This window comes from Streptomyces sp. RPA4-2, from assembly GCF_012273515.2.
Lineage (GTDB): Bacteria > Actinomycetota > Actinomycetes > Streptomycetales > Streptomycetaceae > Streptomyces > Streptomyces kaempferi.
This window is the reverse complement of record NZ_CP050975.2, coordinates 5,402,227-5,421,097: the sequence shown is the minus strand read 5'-3', so window position 1 is coordinate 5,421,097 and position 18,871 is coordinate 5,402,227. Positions and strand designations below refer to the sequence as shown.

Here is an 18,871-nt window from a genome sequence, read left to right as displayed (position 1 = left end):
GCTACCGCCCCTTGTCCCGTCCACCGACAGTCTGCGTATCCGCGTACGCGACCTTCAGGTTGCCGATCTCGGCCTCGATCGCCTCATCGGTCTTCAGCTGGTCGTTGCCCGCCTTCTCCAACAGACCCGACAGGTTCCCACAGCGCCCGCTCACGCTCTTTACGTAGCGCTCCCACGAGTTGTGGACGTCCTTCTGAGCACCGGCAGTGAGGCAGCCGGCGTCGTCGCCAAGCCCCTCCTGACCGCCCATCAACTTCCCGAGCCCCTTGCTGATGCTCTCACGGAGTGAACCGACGTCCTGGCCTGCCTTGGACCAGGCCGGCTTGTTCGAAACAAGCGTGCCGGTGTCACCGCCCGGGTCAAGTGGTACGTGGTTGAGCTGCATCCGGGCAGCGTGTCTCTCTGCCGCCTCAGTTTTGAGTTGCTCCCACTCCTCCCACGGCATGCGTGGTTCCTCCCCCGTGATTCGTCGTGCACCAAGAAGGTGCTGCAAGCGTGCGACAGCAACGGTGCTGTGATCGAGAAGTACCGTAGCGTCATTTCGTCGGCCCTCTCATCCGTGGCGATGACCATGCCGACTGAGTACCTGTACTCATCCATGCCTGGATTGGTCCTCGCCCTAGTCCCTGTGTGCCGGTTGGGCCGTCGATCTAGGCAGCGGAACGCCGACGTATGCCTACGACGGCTGCAATCGCACCGCCGAGCAGCACGACGGCAGTGATGCCCAGTGCGGTCCAGAGGACGCTGCCACCACTGTCCTTGGAGGAGACCTCGGTTGCGGAGTTGTCGTCCTTTGCCGGAGCGCTTGTGTCCTTGGACTCCGAGGTACTCGCGGACGAGGAAGCCGGGGTCGCCGTTGCGAAGTCCGGGAGCGGGTATTTGTCGGCGGGGCCGGGGTTTCCGGGGTTCTGCAGGGCGATGCGCGGACGGACGATGCCGTAGCCGATAGAGTCGTTGCGCTTCGCACCGTCCGTGGGGCCGCCGGCGGTGTTGAGCATGACGCGGAGGACCTGGTTGTTCATCCAGGTCGGGTGCTTGGACCAGATCAGGGCGGCACTGGCGGAGGCCAGGGCGGTGGCGTCGCTGGTGCCGTGGGAGCGGCACAAGTCCGTGCCGTTCGGGCATACGGAGTACATCTCTTCGCCAGGCGCGGCGATGTCGACCTGCGGGCCGTACTCGGACTCGGTGGTCTTGCGGAGGTCTTTGCCGACCGCGCCCACGCCGACCACGCCCGGAGTCGCGGCGGGGTATTCCACTGGGTTTCCCTTGTCCTCGCTGCCGCTGTTTCCGACGCCGGCAAAGATCAGCGAGCCCTTGTCCAGCGCGTACTTCACAGCGTCGGTGAGTTGCTCCGACCCTTCGGACACCGCCATCGAGATGTTGATCACCTGCGCGCCGTGGTCAACGGCGAAACGAATCCCGCGGCTCACGGTCTCACTGAACTCCTTGGTGTATCGGGCGCCGTCCAATCCCCTATCAGGTGTCCGTACCGGGAGGATCTTGACTCCTGGTGCGAGTCCGAAGGTGCCAGCGCCTCCGGTGGCCTTGCCTGTGCCGGCGATCAGAAGGGCCATCCCGGTCCCATGCCCGTCGTAATCCGTGTGCTCGTCGCCGGGTGAGTCTGGTGCCTCGTCCATGCCAGGGAGTACCTGGCCCTTCAGGTCGTGCAAGCCGGCGTTCACGCCCGAGTCGATGACGGCCACGGTGATGCCCCTGCCCGTGCTGGTCTGCCACATCTGCTCGGCCTTCATGGCCGTGAGGTGCCACTCCCGCTCCCGGATGGACTCCGCGTAGGCGGGCGTGGCCGCAATGCCCAGCAACAGCAGGCCCACGGCTCCGGAGACGGCACTCCCAAGTCGGGCATTCCTTATCGTGCTGGCAGGCATCTGCTTCCTCTGGGTCTCATGTGCAGGGTCGGTCGACTTCTGGTGGCTAGGTCTCCAAGCGGCCTATTGCTGCCCGGTCTCCTGCTCCTCGGTTCGGGTGCCGTCCCTCTTTTCCCGCTCGTTATTCCGTCTCAGCGAGTTCGATGTCCGGGAGCCGTTCGGCGGCGCGCCCGTACGCCCGACAGCGCTCGACGTGGGCGTAGTGCCATCGGAGTCCTGGTTTCGCACCAAACCCGAGCCACCGCGGGTGAACAGCCCGGTCCCCGAGCGTTTCTGCGGCTGTGGGCGGCCACCCACCACGCCGCTCTCTGGACCGGTTCCCATGCCCCGCAACTCAGGTGTCACGCGCTGTCCGTTACGCGCTCCACCGGCACCCGCAGGCCGCTTTGGACCACTGGCACCGCGATCAGGCGTGCTGGGTGTTTCACCCCCCACGACGGTGCCGCGCGTCAGGCGACGGGAAGGCTGAGCAGCAGGCGGTCCCGGTGCCGGTGACGTGGGACGGCCCCCGACAATGCCGCCGCTGCCCGGCGCCCGTCCGGGAGTTGCGACTGCCATCCCGCGTCCCAAGGGGACCGCAGGCCGACCTCCGACTACCGGACGTGCCGCGCCTGTCGGGCCCCCCGGCTCGGCCACACCTCCGATACCCGATACGCCTCGGGAGACCGGTCCCGTCGGTCCACGCCTGGGCTGAACCGCAGGACGGCCGCCAGCCGTCGCGCGCTCCGGACCCGGCAGGCGTCCGGGCGAACCCGGCACGCCACTCGGCATCGGTGGAATCGTCCCCGTGGGAGGCGAACCACCGAGCTCAGCCCCTCCACTACTCGGCGGTCCGGCCGGACTCACGGGAGGTGCTGAGTGCGTCTGCGGCAGTGCCTGCGCCCCGTCGATCTTCACGCCCACATGGGCCGAGGCCTCGGGACGCGATCGTTCAACTGTCCCCAGCGAACCGGGTTCATCGCTCATCCCTCGTCCGCGCCCAGTGGCCTCGGTCACAGTCCTAGACGCCCCGGATGAGAACGAGGCGGACCCCGTGTGTCTGCTTGATGGCGTGCCGACGGCCTCACCTCCGGTCGACACGACTTCGTTTGACCAAACACTTTGCGGATCAGGCTGAATCACCTTCGGCGGCGGCGGGAACCTGGGCCTCTCCAGCCCGTCCAACTGTGTCGCAGACAGCCGGTACGCCTGGCCCAGCTTCGTCATCTGGGCGGCGGCCTCCTGGCGGACCTTCTCCTTGTCGGCGGCGAGGGCCGCGAGTTCGGTCGTGGACTTGTGGCTCACCGTCGCCGCGTCGGGGTCGTTGTGGGCCGCTGTCGCCGCGTCCAGGTTCGCCTGGGCGCCGGCCTTGTCGCGGGGGATCGACACCTGGGCCTGGGCGATCGCGTCGGAGGCGTGTCCCAGCCAGGTCGCCGAGTCCTCGCCGAAGTCGCCCAAGCGCAGGGTCGCGTTGGCTAGGTCGCCGGTCCAGGTGCGGAACGCGTCCGCACCCTCGCCCTTCCATTCCACGTACTGTGGGCGGACCTTGAGCTCTTCCGCGATCTTGCGGATCTCCTTGGCGGCCGCGGTCAGCCGCGCGGCGGCGGCCTGCACCGTGCCGGCGTTCGCCTGATCGAGCCACGCCAGCATCTGTTCGTGGCTCATGTCCTCGAAGGACGTGGCGCCACCAGCTCCCTCGCCGGACATCAGCAATCTCCCATCGAAGCCATCAGATGCTGCCACCCGAGTCGCCGCCCGCCGCCGGCCGGTCCGGTTTCGCGTCACCGCCGCCGTAGCTCTTCTTCGGAAGGCCGGGGTCGTATTCCCCGCCGTAGTGGTGCGTGGTCTCCGCGCTGATCGCCGCCATGCGGTCGCGCACGTCCAGATCGATGTTCCGGTAGCCCTTGTGCGCGGCCAGCACCGCGATGTTCATGCCCTCCATCGAGTCGGACAGCAGCTTCGACAGGCTCTCCAACTCGGTGATCACCGTCTCGTACGAGCTGAACAGGCCGGACGCCTCCGTCCACGCGCCAGCTCCACCACCGAACTGGTGCCGGACCAACTGCTCCTGGCCCACCTCACCCGGACCGGCCGCCGAACCCTTCAGATCCCGGATCAGATCGTCGACGCGCTTCCGGAACTTCGTGAACGACGACAGCTCCGTGACCACATCACCGACAGCGTCCCGCGCCGCGTCGAACACGCCCGACGCCCACGACGACGGTCCGGGCACCGCCCCGCTATCACTCGGCAACACAATCTCTCCCCCGTACAGCCAAAACAGCCGAAGCTTCACCAGCAACTCTAGCCAGCAGCTGTGACAGTCCACAGCCGGCCTCTGGCAGAGAGTGACCGGAATCGGGCCATTCCGAGGAGCGGCTCGGCCGGTCGCCGAGTCTGGTGAGGAAGGGCATGGCTCCACTCAACCCCGCCGCAGGAGACGGCACATGAGTGCCCGTACTCAGTCCGGCCTCCTCCCGCCGGAACACAGCGGGTCGTACTCCGGTGCGGCCCGCGCCCTTTCCAAGCAACACGAGAGGGAAAGGACCCCACCAAGCCCCACCCCTCCCTCCCGTCTGTCGCGCAAACTCACTCCCGCGAGTGAATATGCCAACTCGGCTGGATTCGGGACCGGTTGCCTGCCCTACGCTCAGCGCGACGCAACACAACCGCAGACATGCGACGGCCCCCGCCGGGACTGGCATCCCGAAGCGAGGGCCTGACCACCGAGGAAGAAGGACCTTCCTGATGGATACGCAAAACCCTAGCGCGCACTCGCGCGCCCAGTCCCGTATCGCGGGCAAAAATCACCACAGGGCCACGCAGCCGCACGCCCGTCCCGGCGGTGTCATCCACGACAACACCCGCCACACCACCCGCTTGACGGTGATCGGCAACCACCTCGCCCAGCACCCCGAGCTTTCAGGACTCGCGATCGGGCTGGCCGTCTACATCCAGTCCCTCCCCACAGGCGCCCGCGTGGACATCAAGACCCTCGCCGCGCGCTTCCCCGAAGGCCCCACCCGTATCGCGGGCGCCCTGCGCGAACTCGAAACCCACGGCTACCTCCGTCGCACCCGCGAGCGCACCCCTGGCGGCCGCATCGTCACCCGCACGATCTCCTGCAACCAGCCCGGACACCACGGGACGGCAGCCGGCACCCCCAGGAGCCCGGTCGTCCGGCTTAAGTACCGGGGAAACGCCCGCCCCGCAAGCTCCTCCCCACCGTTCCCCGGCCCGCGTACCCCTCCCCCACCCTTCTCCGGACCGCCACCGAACTCCTCGCCGGGCTCCGCCGCCACGACCCCCGCCTCCTCCTCTCCACCACCGACGCCGAGCACCTGGCCCCCGGGGTCGCCGCCTGGCTGGAACGCGACCTCACCGCCGACGCCGTACGACGCGCGCTGACCGTGGACCTGCCACCGGAAGACCTACGCCGACCAGCCGCTCTCCTCGCCCACCGGCTAGCCGCGCAGTTGCCGCCTCCGCCGCCGTTCCGCGTGCCCGCGTCGCCGCCGGCCGTACGGCAGCCGCTCCGGAACTGCGAGGGCTGTGACCGCGCCTTCCGCTCCCCCGTGCCAGGGCGCTGCCGCGACTGCCGATCCGATCTTTGATGCCGGAGGATCTTGTAGCCCCCGCCGGTACCCCGGACGGGGCGAACGAGTTCGAAGGCGTCATGCGCCACCCCGGCAAGAAGGACGCCGGCGCAGCCTTGGCCGGGCGCAGCCTTGGCCGGGCGCAGCCTTGGCCGGGCGCAGCCTTGGCCGGGCGCAGCCTTGAAGAACCGCGCCCGCTCGGGGCAGCTCCGACACGTCCCTCGACTTCGGCGTGCTCGAAGGCGGGAGCAGCCGGGGGGCTGACCCGCACGGCGGCGATCTCCGCTCCCCACCAGGCGTAGCCCGTCATCACTCCGCCTGGAGCACTCCCGCGCGACACCTCACCCTCGCCCCACGATGCTGAACGCATGGCAGAAGAAACCATCACACTCCCCGAGCGGCCCGAGCAGCCCCTTCCGCCTGTCCGGGACTGGCCCGCCGGTGAGCTGAACGCCACCGAGTTCGAACCGGTGCTCGCGGAGCTGATGCGGGAGGGGCCGCTGACGCGGATCCGGCTGCCGCACGGCGAAGGCTGGGCGTGGCTGGCGACGCGTCACGACGACGTCAAGATGATCACGAACGACCCCCGGTTCAGCCGGGCGGAAGCCGCCGTCCGCCAGGTCACCCGGCTGGCGCCGCACTTCGCGCCGCGGCCCGGCGCGCTGGCGTGGGCCGACCAGCCCGACCACAACCGGCTGCGGCACGCCGTCTCGGCCGCCTACACGGTGAGCGCGGTCAAACGGCTGCGTCCCCGTGCGCAGGAGATGCTCGACGCCCTGGTCGACGACATGGTGCGGGACGGATCGCCCGCCGATCTCATCGCGCGGGTCCTCGAACCCTTCCCGATCTCGGTCGTCTGCGAGGTCATGGGCGTGCCCCTGGACGAACGGCAGAAGCTGCACGACTGGACGCGGGAGATCATCTCCACCGCGGGAGGCGCCGATGCCGCCGAGCTCGCCAAGAAGGGGCTGTTCGGGTGGATCGGGCAGGCCGTCCGCGCCCGCCGCGACGGTGAGGGCGGGAGCGCCGGCGGGAGCGAGGACGTCCTGTCGCTGCTCGGTGCCGCCGTGCGGCGGGGCGAACTCGGCGAGGAGGAGGCGGTCAGCGTCGCCGGCCCGCTCCAGATCGGCGGGGAGGCCGTCACCAACAACTCCGGCCAGATGTTCTACCTCCTGCTGAGCCGCCCCGACCTGCTGGACCGCCTGCGCAACGACCCCGCGTCGCGCCCCGCGGCCGTCGAGGAGCTCCTGCGCTACATCCCGCACCGGGCTTCCGTCGGCCTGCCCCGGATCGCCACGGAGGACGTCGATCTCCACGGTGTCCGCATCAGCGCGGGTGACGCCGTGTACGTCTCGTACCTCGCCGCGAACCGCGATCCGGCGGTCTTCCCCGACCCCGACCGGATCGACCTCGACCGGGACGCCGGCGCGCACGTGGCGTTCGGCAACGGTCCGCACTTCTGCACGGGCGCCGTCTTCTCCCGTATGCAGATCGAACTGCTCATCGACACCCTGCTGGAGCGCCTCCCGGGCCTGCGCCTCGCCGTGCCCGCCGATCAGGTCCCCTTCCGGCAGCGCACGATGATCCGCGGCCCGCTGACGTTGCCCGTCGCCTGGTGAGGTGAGGTGACGGGAGATGAGGTGACGTCTCGGACGGGCGCCCCCGGGAATTGCCGGGGGCGCCCGTTCGTGTCCGGAACGCGAAAGGGCCCGTACGACCGAAGTCGTACGGGCCCCTTCAAGGAGCTCGCGAGGAGCTACCAGGAGATCAGATCGACAAGAACTACTTGTTGATCTTGATGACCTGGCCGGCGCCCACGGTCCGGCCACCCTCACGGATGGCGAACTTCAGGCCCTCCTCCATGGCGACGGGCTGGATGAGGGAGACCGTCATCTCGGTGTTGTCGCCCGGCATGACCATCTCGGTGCCCTCGGGGAGGGTCACAACGCCCGTCACGTCCGTCGTGCGGAAGTAGAACTGGGGACGGTAGTTGTTGAAGAACGGCGTGTGACGGCCGCCCTCGTCCTTGGACAGGATGTAGGCCTGGGCCTCGAACTCGGTGTGCGGCGTGACCGAACCGGGCTTGATGATGACCTGGCCGCGCTCGACGTCCTCGCGCTTGATGCCACGGAGGAGCAGACCGACGTTCTCGCCCGCCTGGCCCTCGTCGAGCAGCTTGCGGAACATCTCGATGCCGGTGACCGTGGTGGTGGTCTTCTCCTGCTTGATGCCCACGATGTCAACGGTCTCGTTGACCTTGAGGACACCACGCTCGATACGACCGGTGACGACGGTGCCACGACCGGTGATCGTGAAGACGTCCTCGATCGGCATCAGGAACGGCTTGTCGACGTCACGCTCGGGCTGCGGGATGTTCTCGTCGACGGCCTTCATCAGGTCGAGGACGGACTGGCCCCACTCCTTGTCGCCCTCAAGGGCCTTGAGCGCCGAGACCTTGACGACCGGAAGGTCGTCGCCCGGGAACTCGTACTCGGAGAGCAGCTCACGGACCTCGAGCTCGACGAGCTCCAGGATCTCCTCGTCGTCCACCATGTCGGCCTTGTTGAGGGCGACAACGATGTACGGAACGCCGACCTGGCGGGCCAGGAGCACGTGCTCCTTGGTCTGCGGCATCGGGCCGTCCGTCGCGGCGACAACGAGGATGGCGCCGTCCATCTGCGCCGCACCCGTGATCATGTTCTTGATGTAGTCCGCGTGACCGGGGCAGTCGACGTGGGCGTAGTGACGGGTCTCCGTCTGGTACTCGACGTGCGCGATGGAGATGGTGATACCGCGCTGGCGCTCCTCAGGAGCCTTGTCGATCTGGTCGAAGGCCGAGGCCTCGTTCAGGTCCGGAAACGCGTCATGCAGCACCTTGGTAATGGCGGCCGTGAGGGTCGTCTTACCGTGGTCGATGTGACCGATGGTGCCGATGTTGACGTGCGGCTTAGTCCGCTCGAACTTCGCCTTCGCCACTGGGGTCCTCCTACGGAGTGGTTCTGTACGCCTTACTCATCGGCGCCAGGTGATCTTTGCTGGGGTGCCGCCCGCCGGGGTTCTCCCTTACCGGTTGAGCCCCGGCGGTCGGTGTCAAGCCTAAAGCGTGCAAACGGTGTGCGTTACTCGCCCTTGGCCTTCGCGATGATCTCCTCGGCGACGTTCCGGGGAACCTCGGCGTAGGAGTCGAACTGCATCGAGTAGCTTGCGCGACCCGACGTCTTGCTGCGGAGGTCTCCGACGTAGCCGAACATCTCCGAGAGGGGCACGAGGCCCTTCACGACACGGGCACCGGCCCGCTCCTCCATGGCCTGGATCTGACCACGGCGGGAGTTGATGTCGCCGATGACCTCACCCATGTAGTCCTCGGGCGTGGTGACCTCGACGGCCATCATCGGCTCGAGCAGCACGGGGCTGGCCTTGCGCGCGGCCTCCTTGAAGGCCTGCGAACCGGCGATCTTGAACGCGAGTTCGGAGGAGTCGACCTCGTGGTAGCCACCGTCGAGAAGAATGACGCGGACGCCCGTCATCTCGTAGCCCGCCAGGATGCCGAACTGCATGGCCTCCTGCGCACCGGCGTCCACCGACGGGATGTACTCCCGCGGGATACGGCCACCGGTGACCTTGTTCACGAACTCGTACGCCGGACCATCGGTCTCGGTGATGGGCTCGATCGCGATCTGCACCTTGGCGAACTGACCGGTACCACCGGTCTGCTTCTTGTGCGTGTAGTCGTGACGCTCGACGCCCTTGCGGATCGTCTCGCGGTACGCGACCTGCGGCTTGCCGACGTTGGCCTCGACCTTGAACTCGCGCTTCATACGGTCGACCAGCACCTCGAGGTGCAGCTCGCCCATACCACCGAGGATGGTCTGGCCCGTCTCCTCGTCCGAGTGGACGTGGAAGGAGGGGTCCTCCTCCGCGAGACGCTGGATGGCGACACCCAGCTTCTCCTGGTCACCCTTGGACTTGGGCTCGATGGCGACCTGAATGACCGGCGCCGGGAAGTCCATGGACTCCAGGATGACCGGGTTCTTGTCGTCGGACAGCGTCTCACCGGTGGTGGTCTGCTTCAGGCCCATGACCGCGACGATGTCGCCGGCGCCCACCGCCTCGATCTCCTCACGCTTGTTCGCGTGCATACGGTAGATCTTGCCGATGCGCTCCTTCTTGCCCTTGACGGAGTTCAGCACCGCGGTGCCAGTCTCCAGGCGGCCCGAGTAGACCCGGACGAAGGTGAGCTTGCCCAGGTGCGGGTCGCTCATGATCTTGAACGCGAGCGCGGACAGCGGCTCGTCCACGGACGGCTTGCGCTTGACGACCAGCTCGGGGTCCTTCACGTCGTGGCCCTCGATGGCCTCGACGTCGAGCGGGGTCGGCAGGTAGCGCACGACCGCGTCGAGCAGGGGCTGGACGCCCTTGTTCTTGAACGCGGTGCCACAGAACACCGGGGTGACCGTGACGCCCTTGGACTTGCCGGACGCGATGGTGATGCGACGGATCGCGGCGTACAGCTGCTCCTCGGTGGGCTCCTGGCCCTCCAGGAACAGCTCCATGATCTCGTCGTCGTTCTCCGCGACGGCCTCGACCAGCTTGCCGCGGTACTCCTCGGCAGCCTCGGCGTGCGTGGCCGGGATGTCGACGACGTCGTACATCTCGCCCTTCGCCGCCTCGGCGGACCACACGAGCGCCTTCATGCGGACCAGGTCCACAACGCCCTTGAAGTCCATCTCGGCACCGATCGGAAGCTGCATGATCAGCGGCACCGCACCGAGGCGGTCCTTGATCATGTCGACGCAGCGGTGGAACTCCGCGCCGGTCCGGTCGAGCTTGTTCACGAAGCAGATGCGCGGCACGCCGTAACGGTCGGCCTGACGCCACACCGTCTCGGACTGCGGCTCGACACCGGCGACACCGTCGAACACCGTGACGGCACCGTCGAGGACGCGGAGCGAACGCTCCACCTCGACCGTGAAGTCCACGTGACCCGGGGTGTCGATGATGTTGATCGTGTAGTCGTTGTCCTCAAGCGGCCAGTGACAGGTGGTGGCAGCAGAGGTGATCGTGATGCCACGCTCCTGCTCCTGCTCCATCCAGTCCATGGTGGCAGCGCCGTCGTGGACCTCACCGATCTTGTAGCTGACGCCGGTGTAGAAGAGGATCCGCTCGGTGGTGGTCGTCTTGCCCGCGTCGATGTGGGCCATGATCCCGATGTTGCGGACCCTGGCCAGGTCAAGTGAAGTGGTAGCCATAAGGCTTCGGTCTTCTCTCGGTCTCGATGTGGGTAGCGACTACCAGCGGTAGTGCGCGAAGGCCTTGTTGGACTCGGCCATCTTGTGGGTGTCCTCGCGCTTCTTCACAGCGGCACCGAGGCCGTTGGACGCGTCGAGAAGTTCGTTGAGCAGACGCTCGGTCATGGTCTTCTCGCGACGGGCGCGGGAGTAACCGACGAGCCAGCGCAGCGCGAGCGTGTTGGCGCGACCGGGCTTGACCTCGATCGGAACCTGGTACGTCGCACCACCGACACGGCGGGACTTGACCTCGAGGGTCGGCTTGATGTTCTCCAGCGCGCGCTTCAGCGTGATGATCGGGTCGTTGCCCGTCTTCTCACGCAGACCCTCCATGGCGCCGTAGACGATGCGCTCGGCGGTGGAGCGCTTGCCGTTGAGCAGCACCTTGTTGATGAGGGAGGTCACCAGAGGGGAACCGTAGACCGGGTCGATGATGACCGGGCGCTTCGGGGCGGGGCCCTTACGAGGCATTTTCTACTTCTCCTTCTTGGCGCCGTAGCGGCTGCGGGCCTGCTTGCGGTTCTTGACACCCTGGGTGTCGAGCGAGCCGCGGATGATCTTGTAGCGAACACCCGGCAGGTCCTTCACACGGCCGCCGCGCACGAGCACGATGGAGTGCTCCTGCAGGTTGTGTCCCTCACCCGGAATGTAAGCGGTGACTTCGATCCCGCTGGTCAGACGCACACGCGCGACCTTACGCAGGGCCGAGTTCGGCTTCTTCGGGGTGGTCGTGAACACACGCGTGCAGACGCCGCGACGCTGGGGCGAACCCTCGAGTGCGGGCGTCTTGTTCTTCTCGACCTTGTCCTGCCGGCCCTTCCGGACCAGCTGCTGGATCGTAGGCACTACTTCTCCGGTTTCTGTGTGCCGAATGGTGAAGCTAACCTGGAACGCCACCGACCCACGCGGTCGGGTGTGTCGAATACTGCAGATTCCCGCCGCGAGGCGAAAAGGGCGCAGATTACGGTGGCCGGTTACGGCTCGCCTTGCGGTTTGAAGGCACGCACGCGAGCCAGGGCACACCCCAGGCACAAGGTCTGAGCGTACCCACCTCACGGACTTCGGTCAAAACAAATGCTGTCCAGGCCGACACGCCGGACTTCCCGCCCCCCTCCGCCGGGGCCGCCCACCGCGTCCGCGACGACCTGTCCAGGCCCTCGCGACCGTCGCTCGGCAGGCCGTGCCGAGGCCGCCACGGCCCGGCACACAGGCCGCGCATCCTGGCCGGATCACGCCCTTTCGGGCTCGGCGGTCTTGCGCTTTCAGTACGTTGATCCGTCCGCTGCGAGGACTGGGGGACGAGCATGACGACAGGGACGGTGGCCCATCCGTCGGACGACGGGGGCCTGGACGACCGGGTGCCCTTCCTGGCCCGGCTGGAGGCCGACGACCGTTCGGCGCTGCTCGGACTCGGCCGCACGCTGGACTTCGCCCAGCGCATCATCCTGCTGCACCAGCACGAGCCGTCCGCGCACGTCCTCTTCCTCGTGACCGGCTGGACCAAGGTCACCGCCTCGGCCGCCAACGGGTACGAGGCGCTGCTCGCGCTGCGCGGTCCCGGTGACATCGTCGGGGAGTCCGCGGTGCTGACCGGCCGGCCGCGGTCGGCGACGGTGACCGCGCTGGAACCGGTGCGGGCGGTGGCCGTGGAGCACGAGCGCTTCCGTGACTTCCTCAGCCGTTCACCCGACGTCTCCTTCGCGCTCCTCGGCCTGACCGCGGACCGCACCCGGGCGGCCGACCGGCGGCGGCTGGAGTTCGCCTCGATGAGCGTGCGGCAGCGTTTCGCGGTCCTGCTCCTGGACCTGGCCCGGACCCACGGCCGCCGGACGGCCGAGGGCATCGAGCTCGCGGTGCCGCTGAGCAAGCAGGAACTGGCGGGCTCGGTCGGCGCGTCGCGCGAGATGGTGCAGCGGCTGCTCAGAGAACTCCGCGACAAGCAGGCCGTCTCCACGGGGCGCCGCACGCTGCTGATCCTGCGCCCCGACATACTCCGCCGCATCGCGGCCACGGAGTTCCCGGTCGAAGCGGGATCCCGTCCCCTCAGGTCCCTCGGGAGGGGGGAGGGGGAGGGACAGCTGCCGCGGGGCGGGGCGGACGGGGCGGCGTAGGCGCGGCGGGCGGCGCCAGGAGGGAAGCGGGGGCGCGGGCGCAGTCAGGGGCGCCGGTGGAGTCGGTGAGCGTCGTCCGGGGTGACCGAGGAGACGGCTCGCCCCCGTGTTCCCTCGACGCCCCCTCGGTGTCCCCCAGTGACCCCTCGCCCCCCGAGGCCCATCTGTGCACACGGTCACACTCCGAGTGGGTCATCCGCCCTCACGGCCCGGGGCGTCCCGCCATCAGGCTGCTGCTCTGCACGGCACACCTCCGAGAGGCGATCATGACCCACCCCGTGAGCCGCACGATCCTGTTGCTGGACATCGAGAGGTTCAGCGACCGGGACGACGTGGAGCAGGCGTACCTGCGGCGCATGCTCTACGACATCACCGACCGCGCCCTGGAGCACGCCGGCATCGACGAGACCCGACGGCTGCGTGCCGACCGCGGCGACTCCGTGATGGCACTCATCGACGCGAACGCCCCGGTGACCACCCTGCTGCGCGCGCTGCTCACGGAGGTCCCGGCCCAGCTGAGGACCGTCAACCGCATGGCGTCCCGCTCCGCCCAGATCCGCCTGCGCGGCGTCCTCGCCACCGGCTACGTCGCGGTCGACGCGCTCGACGGCTGGGTCGGATCCGACCTGAACCACGCCTGCCGGCTGCTGGACGCCCACCACCTGCGTGCCGCCCTGCGCGAGCGCGCCGACGACTTCGCGCTCTGTGTCTCCGACGCGCTCTACACCGGCGTCGTACGGCACGACCACCCCGGAGTCCCGGCCGCCGACTTCCGCCCGATGACGGTGGACAGCAAGAACGGCCCGCTGAAGGCCTGGCTGCACGGACCGCTCCCCGGCGACCCGGCGCCCACACGAGACCACGGTGACACGGGGGCGGGGGAGACCGGGGCGCCGGGCGGTTCGGGGACCGCCCGGCGCCCGCGGTCCCCGCGGGGCGGCCCCGGCGAGGACCGCCCGGCGCTTAAGCCGGATCAGGGGGAGCCCCGGCGCCGGGCCCCACGCTCCGCATCGACGGCGGCTCCGTCGACATCAGCGGTGGGGTGTTCGGCGGCAACCAGTACGGCGGGATCAGCGGCGGCCACTTCAGCGGCGACGTCACCTTCGGCACGCCCGGCGACCGGGAGCGGGGCGGCCGGAAACACGGCGGCCAGACACACGGCGACCCGGAGCGGGGTGGCGGCGCGTGAGTACCCAGGATGGCGGGCCAGGGTTCTCCGGCTTAAGCCCGCGCCCCGGCCCCGACGCCCCGGGCTCCGGACACGGCGGCCCCGGCCCGGCGGCGGACCAGCCCTCCGCGGCCCCCGTACCCGAGGACACCCCCCGCGGCGACGACCACGACGCGTCCGAGGAACACGACCAGCCACAGAACGCCTGGTCGGCGCGGCGTGACCTGGTCGACCACAGCCCCCGGACCATGAACGTCGGCGCCAGGGCCCGCTTCGGCGGCGGTCTGCTCGGGGGTGACCAGCACGGCGGTATCAGCGGCGGTCACTTCACCGGCGACGTGTTCATGGGCGGCAGGACGGAGATCTACCACCTGGGGGCGGCCGGCACGGCCTCGCCCGGACCGTCCGCCGGCGAGGTCCCGCGCTCCACCCTGGAGCGGTTGGACGGCAGTTTCGTCGCCGCCGACGGGGTCATGGCCGACCTTCTCGACCGGCTGCGCCGCGACCGTGTCCTGGTCCTGTCCGGCGCCCGTTTCACCGGCAGACGCACGGCCGCCCTGATGCTCCTGCACCGCCTCGGCGCCGCCCCCGTCCGCACCCTGGTTCCCGACACCGCCCCGGGCGCGCTCGCGGACGGGTTCACGGCGGAGGCGGAGGAGAAGCGCGACGGCGACCCCGCGCGCGGGTACGTCCTGTGCGACCTCGCCACCCGCCGGGACCGCCCGCTGCGCGAACCCCACCTGCTCGCCGCCCGGGACCGCCTCGTCGAGCAGGACGCCTATCTGGTGATCACCGTCGGCCCCAGCGCCGCGCTGGAGGACGTCCCCGCCGTCCGCTGGGAGCCACCGGCCGCGGCCGACGTCCTCGCCACCCATCTGCGCGCCCGCACCGACGAGGAGAGCGCCGCCAAGCTGCTCGGTCTCCCCGACGTCACCGAATTCCTCGACCGCGGCCACCAGTTGCGCGAGGTCGCCGCCTTCGCCCGGCTGCTCGGGCGGTACGCGGCCGGGGAGGTGACCGAGGACGCCGTGGCGCGGTTCTCGCTCGTGTCGCTGGAGAACCAGGTCCAGGAGTGGTTCGAGGAGGACGAGACGTCGATCCACCTGCGGGACAAGGCGTTCCTCGTCGCACTGGCCGCCTTCGACGGCGGCCCGTACGCCCTCACCGCCGAACTCAGCGATCTGCTCTACCGGTTCCTCCAGGAGACCGAGAACCGGGCCCGCGTCCCGGAGGTCCCCGTCTTCGGCACGCACGTCGGCAAACGCCTCCAACTGGCCCGCGCCCACCGCTACGAGGAGGACGAGCACACCGAATGGGGTCCGGTGACCCAGCGGAAGGCCGCGTTCCGCGACGACCGGGCCTCCCTGGTGCTGCTGCGCGAGGTGTGGACGGGCCACCCGTCCGCCCGGCCCGCCCTGATCGCCTGGCTGCGCCGGCTCGCCGACGACGGGCGCCCCCTGGTCCGTACCCGGGCCGCCTCCACCGTCGCCGTCCTCGCCCGTACCGACCTGCCCTCCGCGATGGCCCTGGTCATCCAACCCTGGGGCACGTCCAAGCTGTTCCGGCACCGGCTCGTCGCCGTCAACGCGCTCACCCTCGCGCACCTCGTCGGTACGCCCAACATCCCGCGCATCCTCGACGACTGGTGCACCCACGACGATCCGCGGCTGCGCTGGGTGGCGGCGCGGGCGTACGCGCTGATCGGACCCGAGCGGCCGGTACAGGCGCTCGCCGCGCTGCGCGGCGCCGTCCGCCGCCTGTACACGGACGCCCCCGACGACCTGGACGGCGAGATGGCGCGTGAACTCGCCGAGGCCGTGGAGCTGTTGCTCCTCTCCCCCGCAAGCGACCTCGTGCTCACCGAGCTGCTCGGCCGCCTCGACGACGACCGTGCCGTGCACGACCTGACCCTCGGCGGCTTCGTCAACGCCTGCCGCCGCACCGAGGACGACGAGCGGTACGGCACCCCGCTGGTCCTCGGCTGGTACGCGCGGGCGGCGACCGAGGGCGCCGCGGCCGCCCACGGCATCCCGGCCCTGTGGCGGGCGGCCCTCGCCGACCCCCGGGCCACCCGGCACGCGCTCGACGTGCTGCGCGAGTGGGTACTGATCGCCGACCGGACGCCGGCCACCGAATGGGCACTGGCCGCCCTGCTGCCCGCTCTCGTCACCACGAGCGCCGAGCACCAGCGGCTGAGCCATCTGCTGCGGACCATGCCCGGCGAGGACGGAGCGCCCCCGCCCCTGGTGGCCGCCCGGCTGCTGACCACCCTTCCGGCCCGCTGACCGGGGCCCGCCGCCAGACCCTTCCGACCCAGGCGACCGGAGGCGAAACGCCCCGGCGTTCCCGAGGAGACACGCACATGCCCACCTTCAACCGCCCGCCCGAGTGGCAGCAGCAGGCGGACCGGCACTCCGACCTGGTCGACCCGGTGCTCACCGTGCGCCAGCTGTCGCGCTTCGAGCTCTCGCTGAAGCATCTGGTCCGCATCGACCACGCCCTGGTCTTCTCCACTCCCAAGGGCGGCTACGAGACGTATCTGCCGCCCCGGCGGCCGACGCGCAGCGAGATCGCGGCGAAGCGGTACTCGGCCGTCTACGAGGTGGACATGGGCGTACACCCCCACTCGGCCGAACTCACCCTGCCGAGTGACAACGACGCCTTCGAGTTCACCGCGGTCCTCGACCTGTCCTGGCAGGTCCTCGATCCGGGCCGGTTCGTGGAGAGCGGCCACCGCAACGTACCGGCGACGCTCATCGGCGAACTCCAGCAGGCGGCCCGGCCGGTGAGCCGCCGCTTCGCCATCGCGGACAGCGCGGCGGCCGAACGGGAACTGCTCCAGGCGGTCACCGTGCTCGGGCCGCTCGGGGCGCCGGCGGGACTTCAGGTCACCTGGACCCTGCGGCTCCGTCGCGACCAGGCGAACATCGAGCACCAGCAGCGGCTGCAGGCCATCGACTACTCCGCCGCCGAACAGGTGCGGGGGGCACAGCGCGGCATGGAGGTCGACGTCGAGGCCGACCGCAGGTTCCGGCAGCAGGACGCCCTGCAGATCGACCGGGCGGCGGCGTACGGCGGCCGGCAGCAGGAACTCGCGCTCCAGCAGCAGCGGTGGCAGCACGAGCAGGCGCTCCTGCACAGCGGGCAGCAGCATCAGCTCGCCCTCCAGCAGGGGCGCCAGCAGATCGAACTCCAGAAGCTGGAGGAGGAGAAGATCGCCTTCTACCAGTGGCACCTCCAGCAGGGCGGTGTCCATGCCTGGGCGCTGCACCTCGCCCAGCGCCCGGAGGACTCCCACCTCGTCATGTCCAGCATGCGCGAGGACCAGCTCCGGATGATCCAGGCCCAGATGGACCTGGTGAAGCAGCTGCTGAGCGGCGACACCGCCGAGGGCTACGAGCTGGAGGGCCCGAAGCAGCTGGCCCTGCGCACGGTCAGCGACATCCTCAACCAGCGCCTCCCGGGGGTCCCGCAGACACCTCCCCTCCTCCCGTCCGCCGCCGGTCCGGCGTACCCGGACCCGGACCCGCCGCTGCCGGGATACGCGCCCAGCGGACCCGGCCGGGCCGAACCCCCGGTTCCCGCCGGGCCGCCGCTCCAGGACCCCCCGGCGCAGGCCCCCGGCCTCGACGGCCATCTCGCGCCGACGCGTACGCCCACACCCGCGCCGACGCCCACTTCCGCACCCGCGCCGGCACCCGGAGCAGGCCCCGCCGCCGCGCAGCCGTACGGGCCGTACGGCGGGCAGACGGGCCCGGCGACGGGTCAGTACACCGGCGCCCAGCCGGGACCGGCGGGGAGCCCGTACGGGGCCCCTGGCGGTCCCACCTGGCAGGCCCCGCAGCCGTACGCCCCGCCGCCCCCGCTCCTGCCCCCACTGGTGCCTCCGGCCTCTTACCCGGGCGTTCCCGCCCCGTCGGCCGGGCCCGTCGCGCCCGAAGCCGCAGCCTGGCAGCCGCCCCCGGGCTACGGCAGCACCCCGACCCTGCTTAAGACATGACGTGGCAGCCGTCGCCCACCCGGCCGACGGCACCCCCCGGCCCGGCCGTCCGGGCCCGGACGGACCGGGACCCGCCGAACCGAGAACTGCCGAACAGATGCCCGGCGGGCCGAGGTCCGACGGATCAGGGCCCGCCGAGCCGGACGCCGGCGCCCGGGAGGACGGCGCATGACCGCACTCGACCCGGTGCCCGTCCCGGCGCCCGCCACCGGCCCGGACGGCGACCCGGCGGCTCCGCACGGAGCACCGCCCGGAGGCCCCGCCGCCGGTGCTCCCCTTCCGAGCCGCCACCCGGACGGCACCACGCCCGAGATCGTCCGTCTGTGCGAGCGCCTCCTCGCGGACCTCCGCGCCGAGATCACCCGCGCCGACAGCAAGGCATCGGTACTGGTCGCGGCTCTCGGCATGACCGCGGGCGTCTTCAGCGGTCTGCTCGCGGGGCACGACTGGACCCCGGCCGCGCTCTCCGTCCCGGGTGCGGCGCTGTGCTGGGCGGGTGTCGGCTCCCTCGCCCTGTCCCTGCTCGCCCTGCTGCTGGCCGTGCTCCCGCGCTACGGGGCCCCGGCCTGGGCGCCGGGGCACCCGCTGTCGTACTTCGGCGACATCCAGCAGGCCGTACGGCTCGGCTGTCTGCGGACCGCCCTCGCCGACACCGGGCGCGATCCCACCGGAGGCCTCGCGAAGGCCCTCACCGAGACGAGCCGGATCGCCGCGCGCAAACACCAGTGGATCCGCGCCGGGCTGATCGCCTTCTGCGTCGGCACGCTCCTGCTGCCCGCCTCACTGCTGATCGGCTGACACCGGCCGGCCGTACTCCCCGCTCGTCCCCACGCAAAGGAAGCG

12 protein-coding genes and 1 pseudogene are annotated in these 18,871 nt (G+C 70.1%); 6 read left to right on the top strand and 7 right to left on the bottom strand.

What is annotated here, in order from left to right; genetic code table 11:
• Position 1: 1 nt before the first annotated feature.
• From HEP85_RS23685 to HEP85_RS23675, 3 genes are all read right to left on the bottom strand, one after another.
• Positions 2-445 carry a hypothetical protein gene (locus HEP85_RS23685; protein WP_168529639.1) on the bottom strand — a complete coding sequence of 148 codons (444 nt, stop codon included), beginning with the start codon at positions 443-445 and terminating at the stop codon, positions 2-4.
• 205 nt (positions 446-650) lie between these two features.
• Positions 651-1,751, bottom strand: coding sequence for a type VII secretion-associated serine protease mycosin (gene mycP / locus HEP85_RS23680; protein ID WP_369657817.1), 1,101 nt, complete (start codon positions 1,749-1,751; stop codon positions 651-653).
• A 1,843-nt stretch (positions 1,752-3,594) separates the two neighbouring features.
• Positions 3,595-4,161: a hypothetical protein gene (locus HEP85_RS23675; RefSeq protein WP_348772507.1), complete on the bottom strand. Its 567-nt coding sequence runs from the start codon at positions 4,159-4,161 to the stop codon at positions 3,595-3,597.
• A 452-nt stretch (positions 4,162-4,613) separates the two neighbouring features.
• On the opposite strand from HEP85_RS23675, the pseudogene HEP85_RS23670 reads away from it, so the two are divergent.
• Together HEP85_RS23670 and HEP85_RS23665 are read left to right on the top strand one after the other, a co-directional pair.
• A pseudogene (locus HEP85_RS23670) lies at positions 4,614-5,479 on the top strand (helix-turn-helix domain-containing protein).
• 350 nt (positions 5,480-5,829) lie between these two features.
• A complete protein-coding gene (locus HEP85_RS23665; protein WP_168529635.1) occupies positions 5,830-7,080 on the top strand; it encodes a cytochrome P450 in 1,251 nt (416 codons plus the stop codon).
• 163 nt (positions 7,081-7,243) lie between these two features.
• Here the strand turns inward: HEP85_RS23665 and tuf are convergent, their stop codons facing one another.
• From tuf to rpsL, 4 genes are all read right to left on the bottom strand, one after another.
• The gene (gene tuf / locus HEP85_RS23660; RefSeq protein ID WP_153289127.1) at positions 7,244-8,437 is read right to left on the bottom strand and encodes an elongation factor Tu; all 1,194 of its coding nucleotides are present in this window, start codon (positions 8,435-8,437) and stop codon (positions 7,244-7,246) included.
• Positions 8,438-8,580: 143 nt separating this feature from the next.
• A complete protein-coding gene (gene fusA, locus HEP85_RS23655) occupies positions 8,581-10,710 on the bottom strand; it encodes an elongation factor G (protein WP_168529633.1) in 2,130 nt (709 codons plus the stop codon).
• Between the two features lie 39 nt (positions 10,711-10,749).
• Positions 10,750-11,220, bottom strand: a complete 471-nt coding sequence (rpsG, locus tag HEP85_RS23650; protein ID WP_003992340.1) for a 30S ribosomal protein S7 — start codon at positions 11,218-11,220, stop codon at positions 10,750-10,752.
• Positions 11,221-11,223: 3 nt separating this feature from the next.
• Positions 11,224-11,595: a 30S ribosomal protein S12 gene (rpsL, locus tag HEP85_RS23645; RefSeq protein ID WP_003948652.1), complete on the bottom strand. Its 372-nt coding sequence runs from the start codon at positions 11,593-11,595 to the stop codon at positions 11,224-11,226.
• Positions 11,596-12,053: 458 nt separating this feature from the next.
• Here rpsL and HEP85_RS23640 point away from each other — a divergent pair, with 458 nt between their 5' ends.
• The 4 genes from HEP85_RS23640 (at position 12,054) to HEP85_RS23625 (ending at position 18,826) form a co-directional block, all read left to right on the top strand.
• On the top strand, positions 12,054-12,860 hold the full coding sequence (locus HEP85_RS23640) for a Crp/Fnr family transcriptional regulator (RefSeq protein WP_369657816.1): 807 nt from the start codon (positions 12,054-12,056) through the stop codon (positions 12,858-12,860).
• Positions 12,861-14,045: 1,185 nt separating this feature from the next.
• Positions 14,046-16,313 (top strand): hypothetical protein, encoded by a 2,268-nt coding sequence (locus HEP85_RS23635; protein ID WP_369657815.1) that lies wholly within the window; start codon positions 14,046-14,048, stop codon positions 16,311-16,313.
• Between the two features lie 77 nt (positions 16,314-16,390).
• Entirely contained in the window at positions 16,391-18,028 is a 1,638-nt protein-coding gene (locus tag HEP85_RS23630; protein ID WP_369657814.1) for a hypothetical protein, read from the top strand.
• Positions 18,029-18,196: 168 nt separating this feature from the next.
• Positions 18,197-18,826, top strand: a complete 630-nt coding sequence (locus HEP85_RS23625) for a Pycsar system effector family protein (RefSeq protein ID WP_168529629.1) — start codon at positions 18,197-18,199, stop codon at positions 18,824-18,826.
• Positions 18,827-18,871 lie beyond the last annotated feature (45 nt).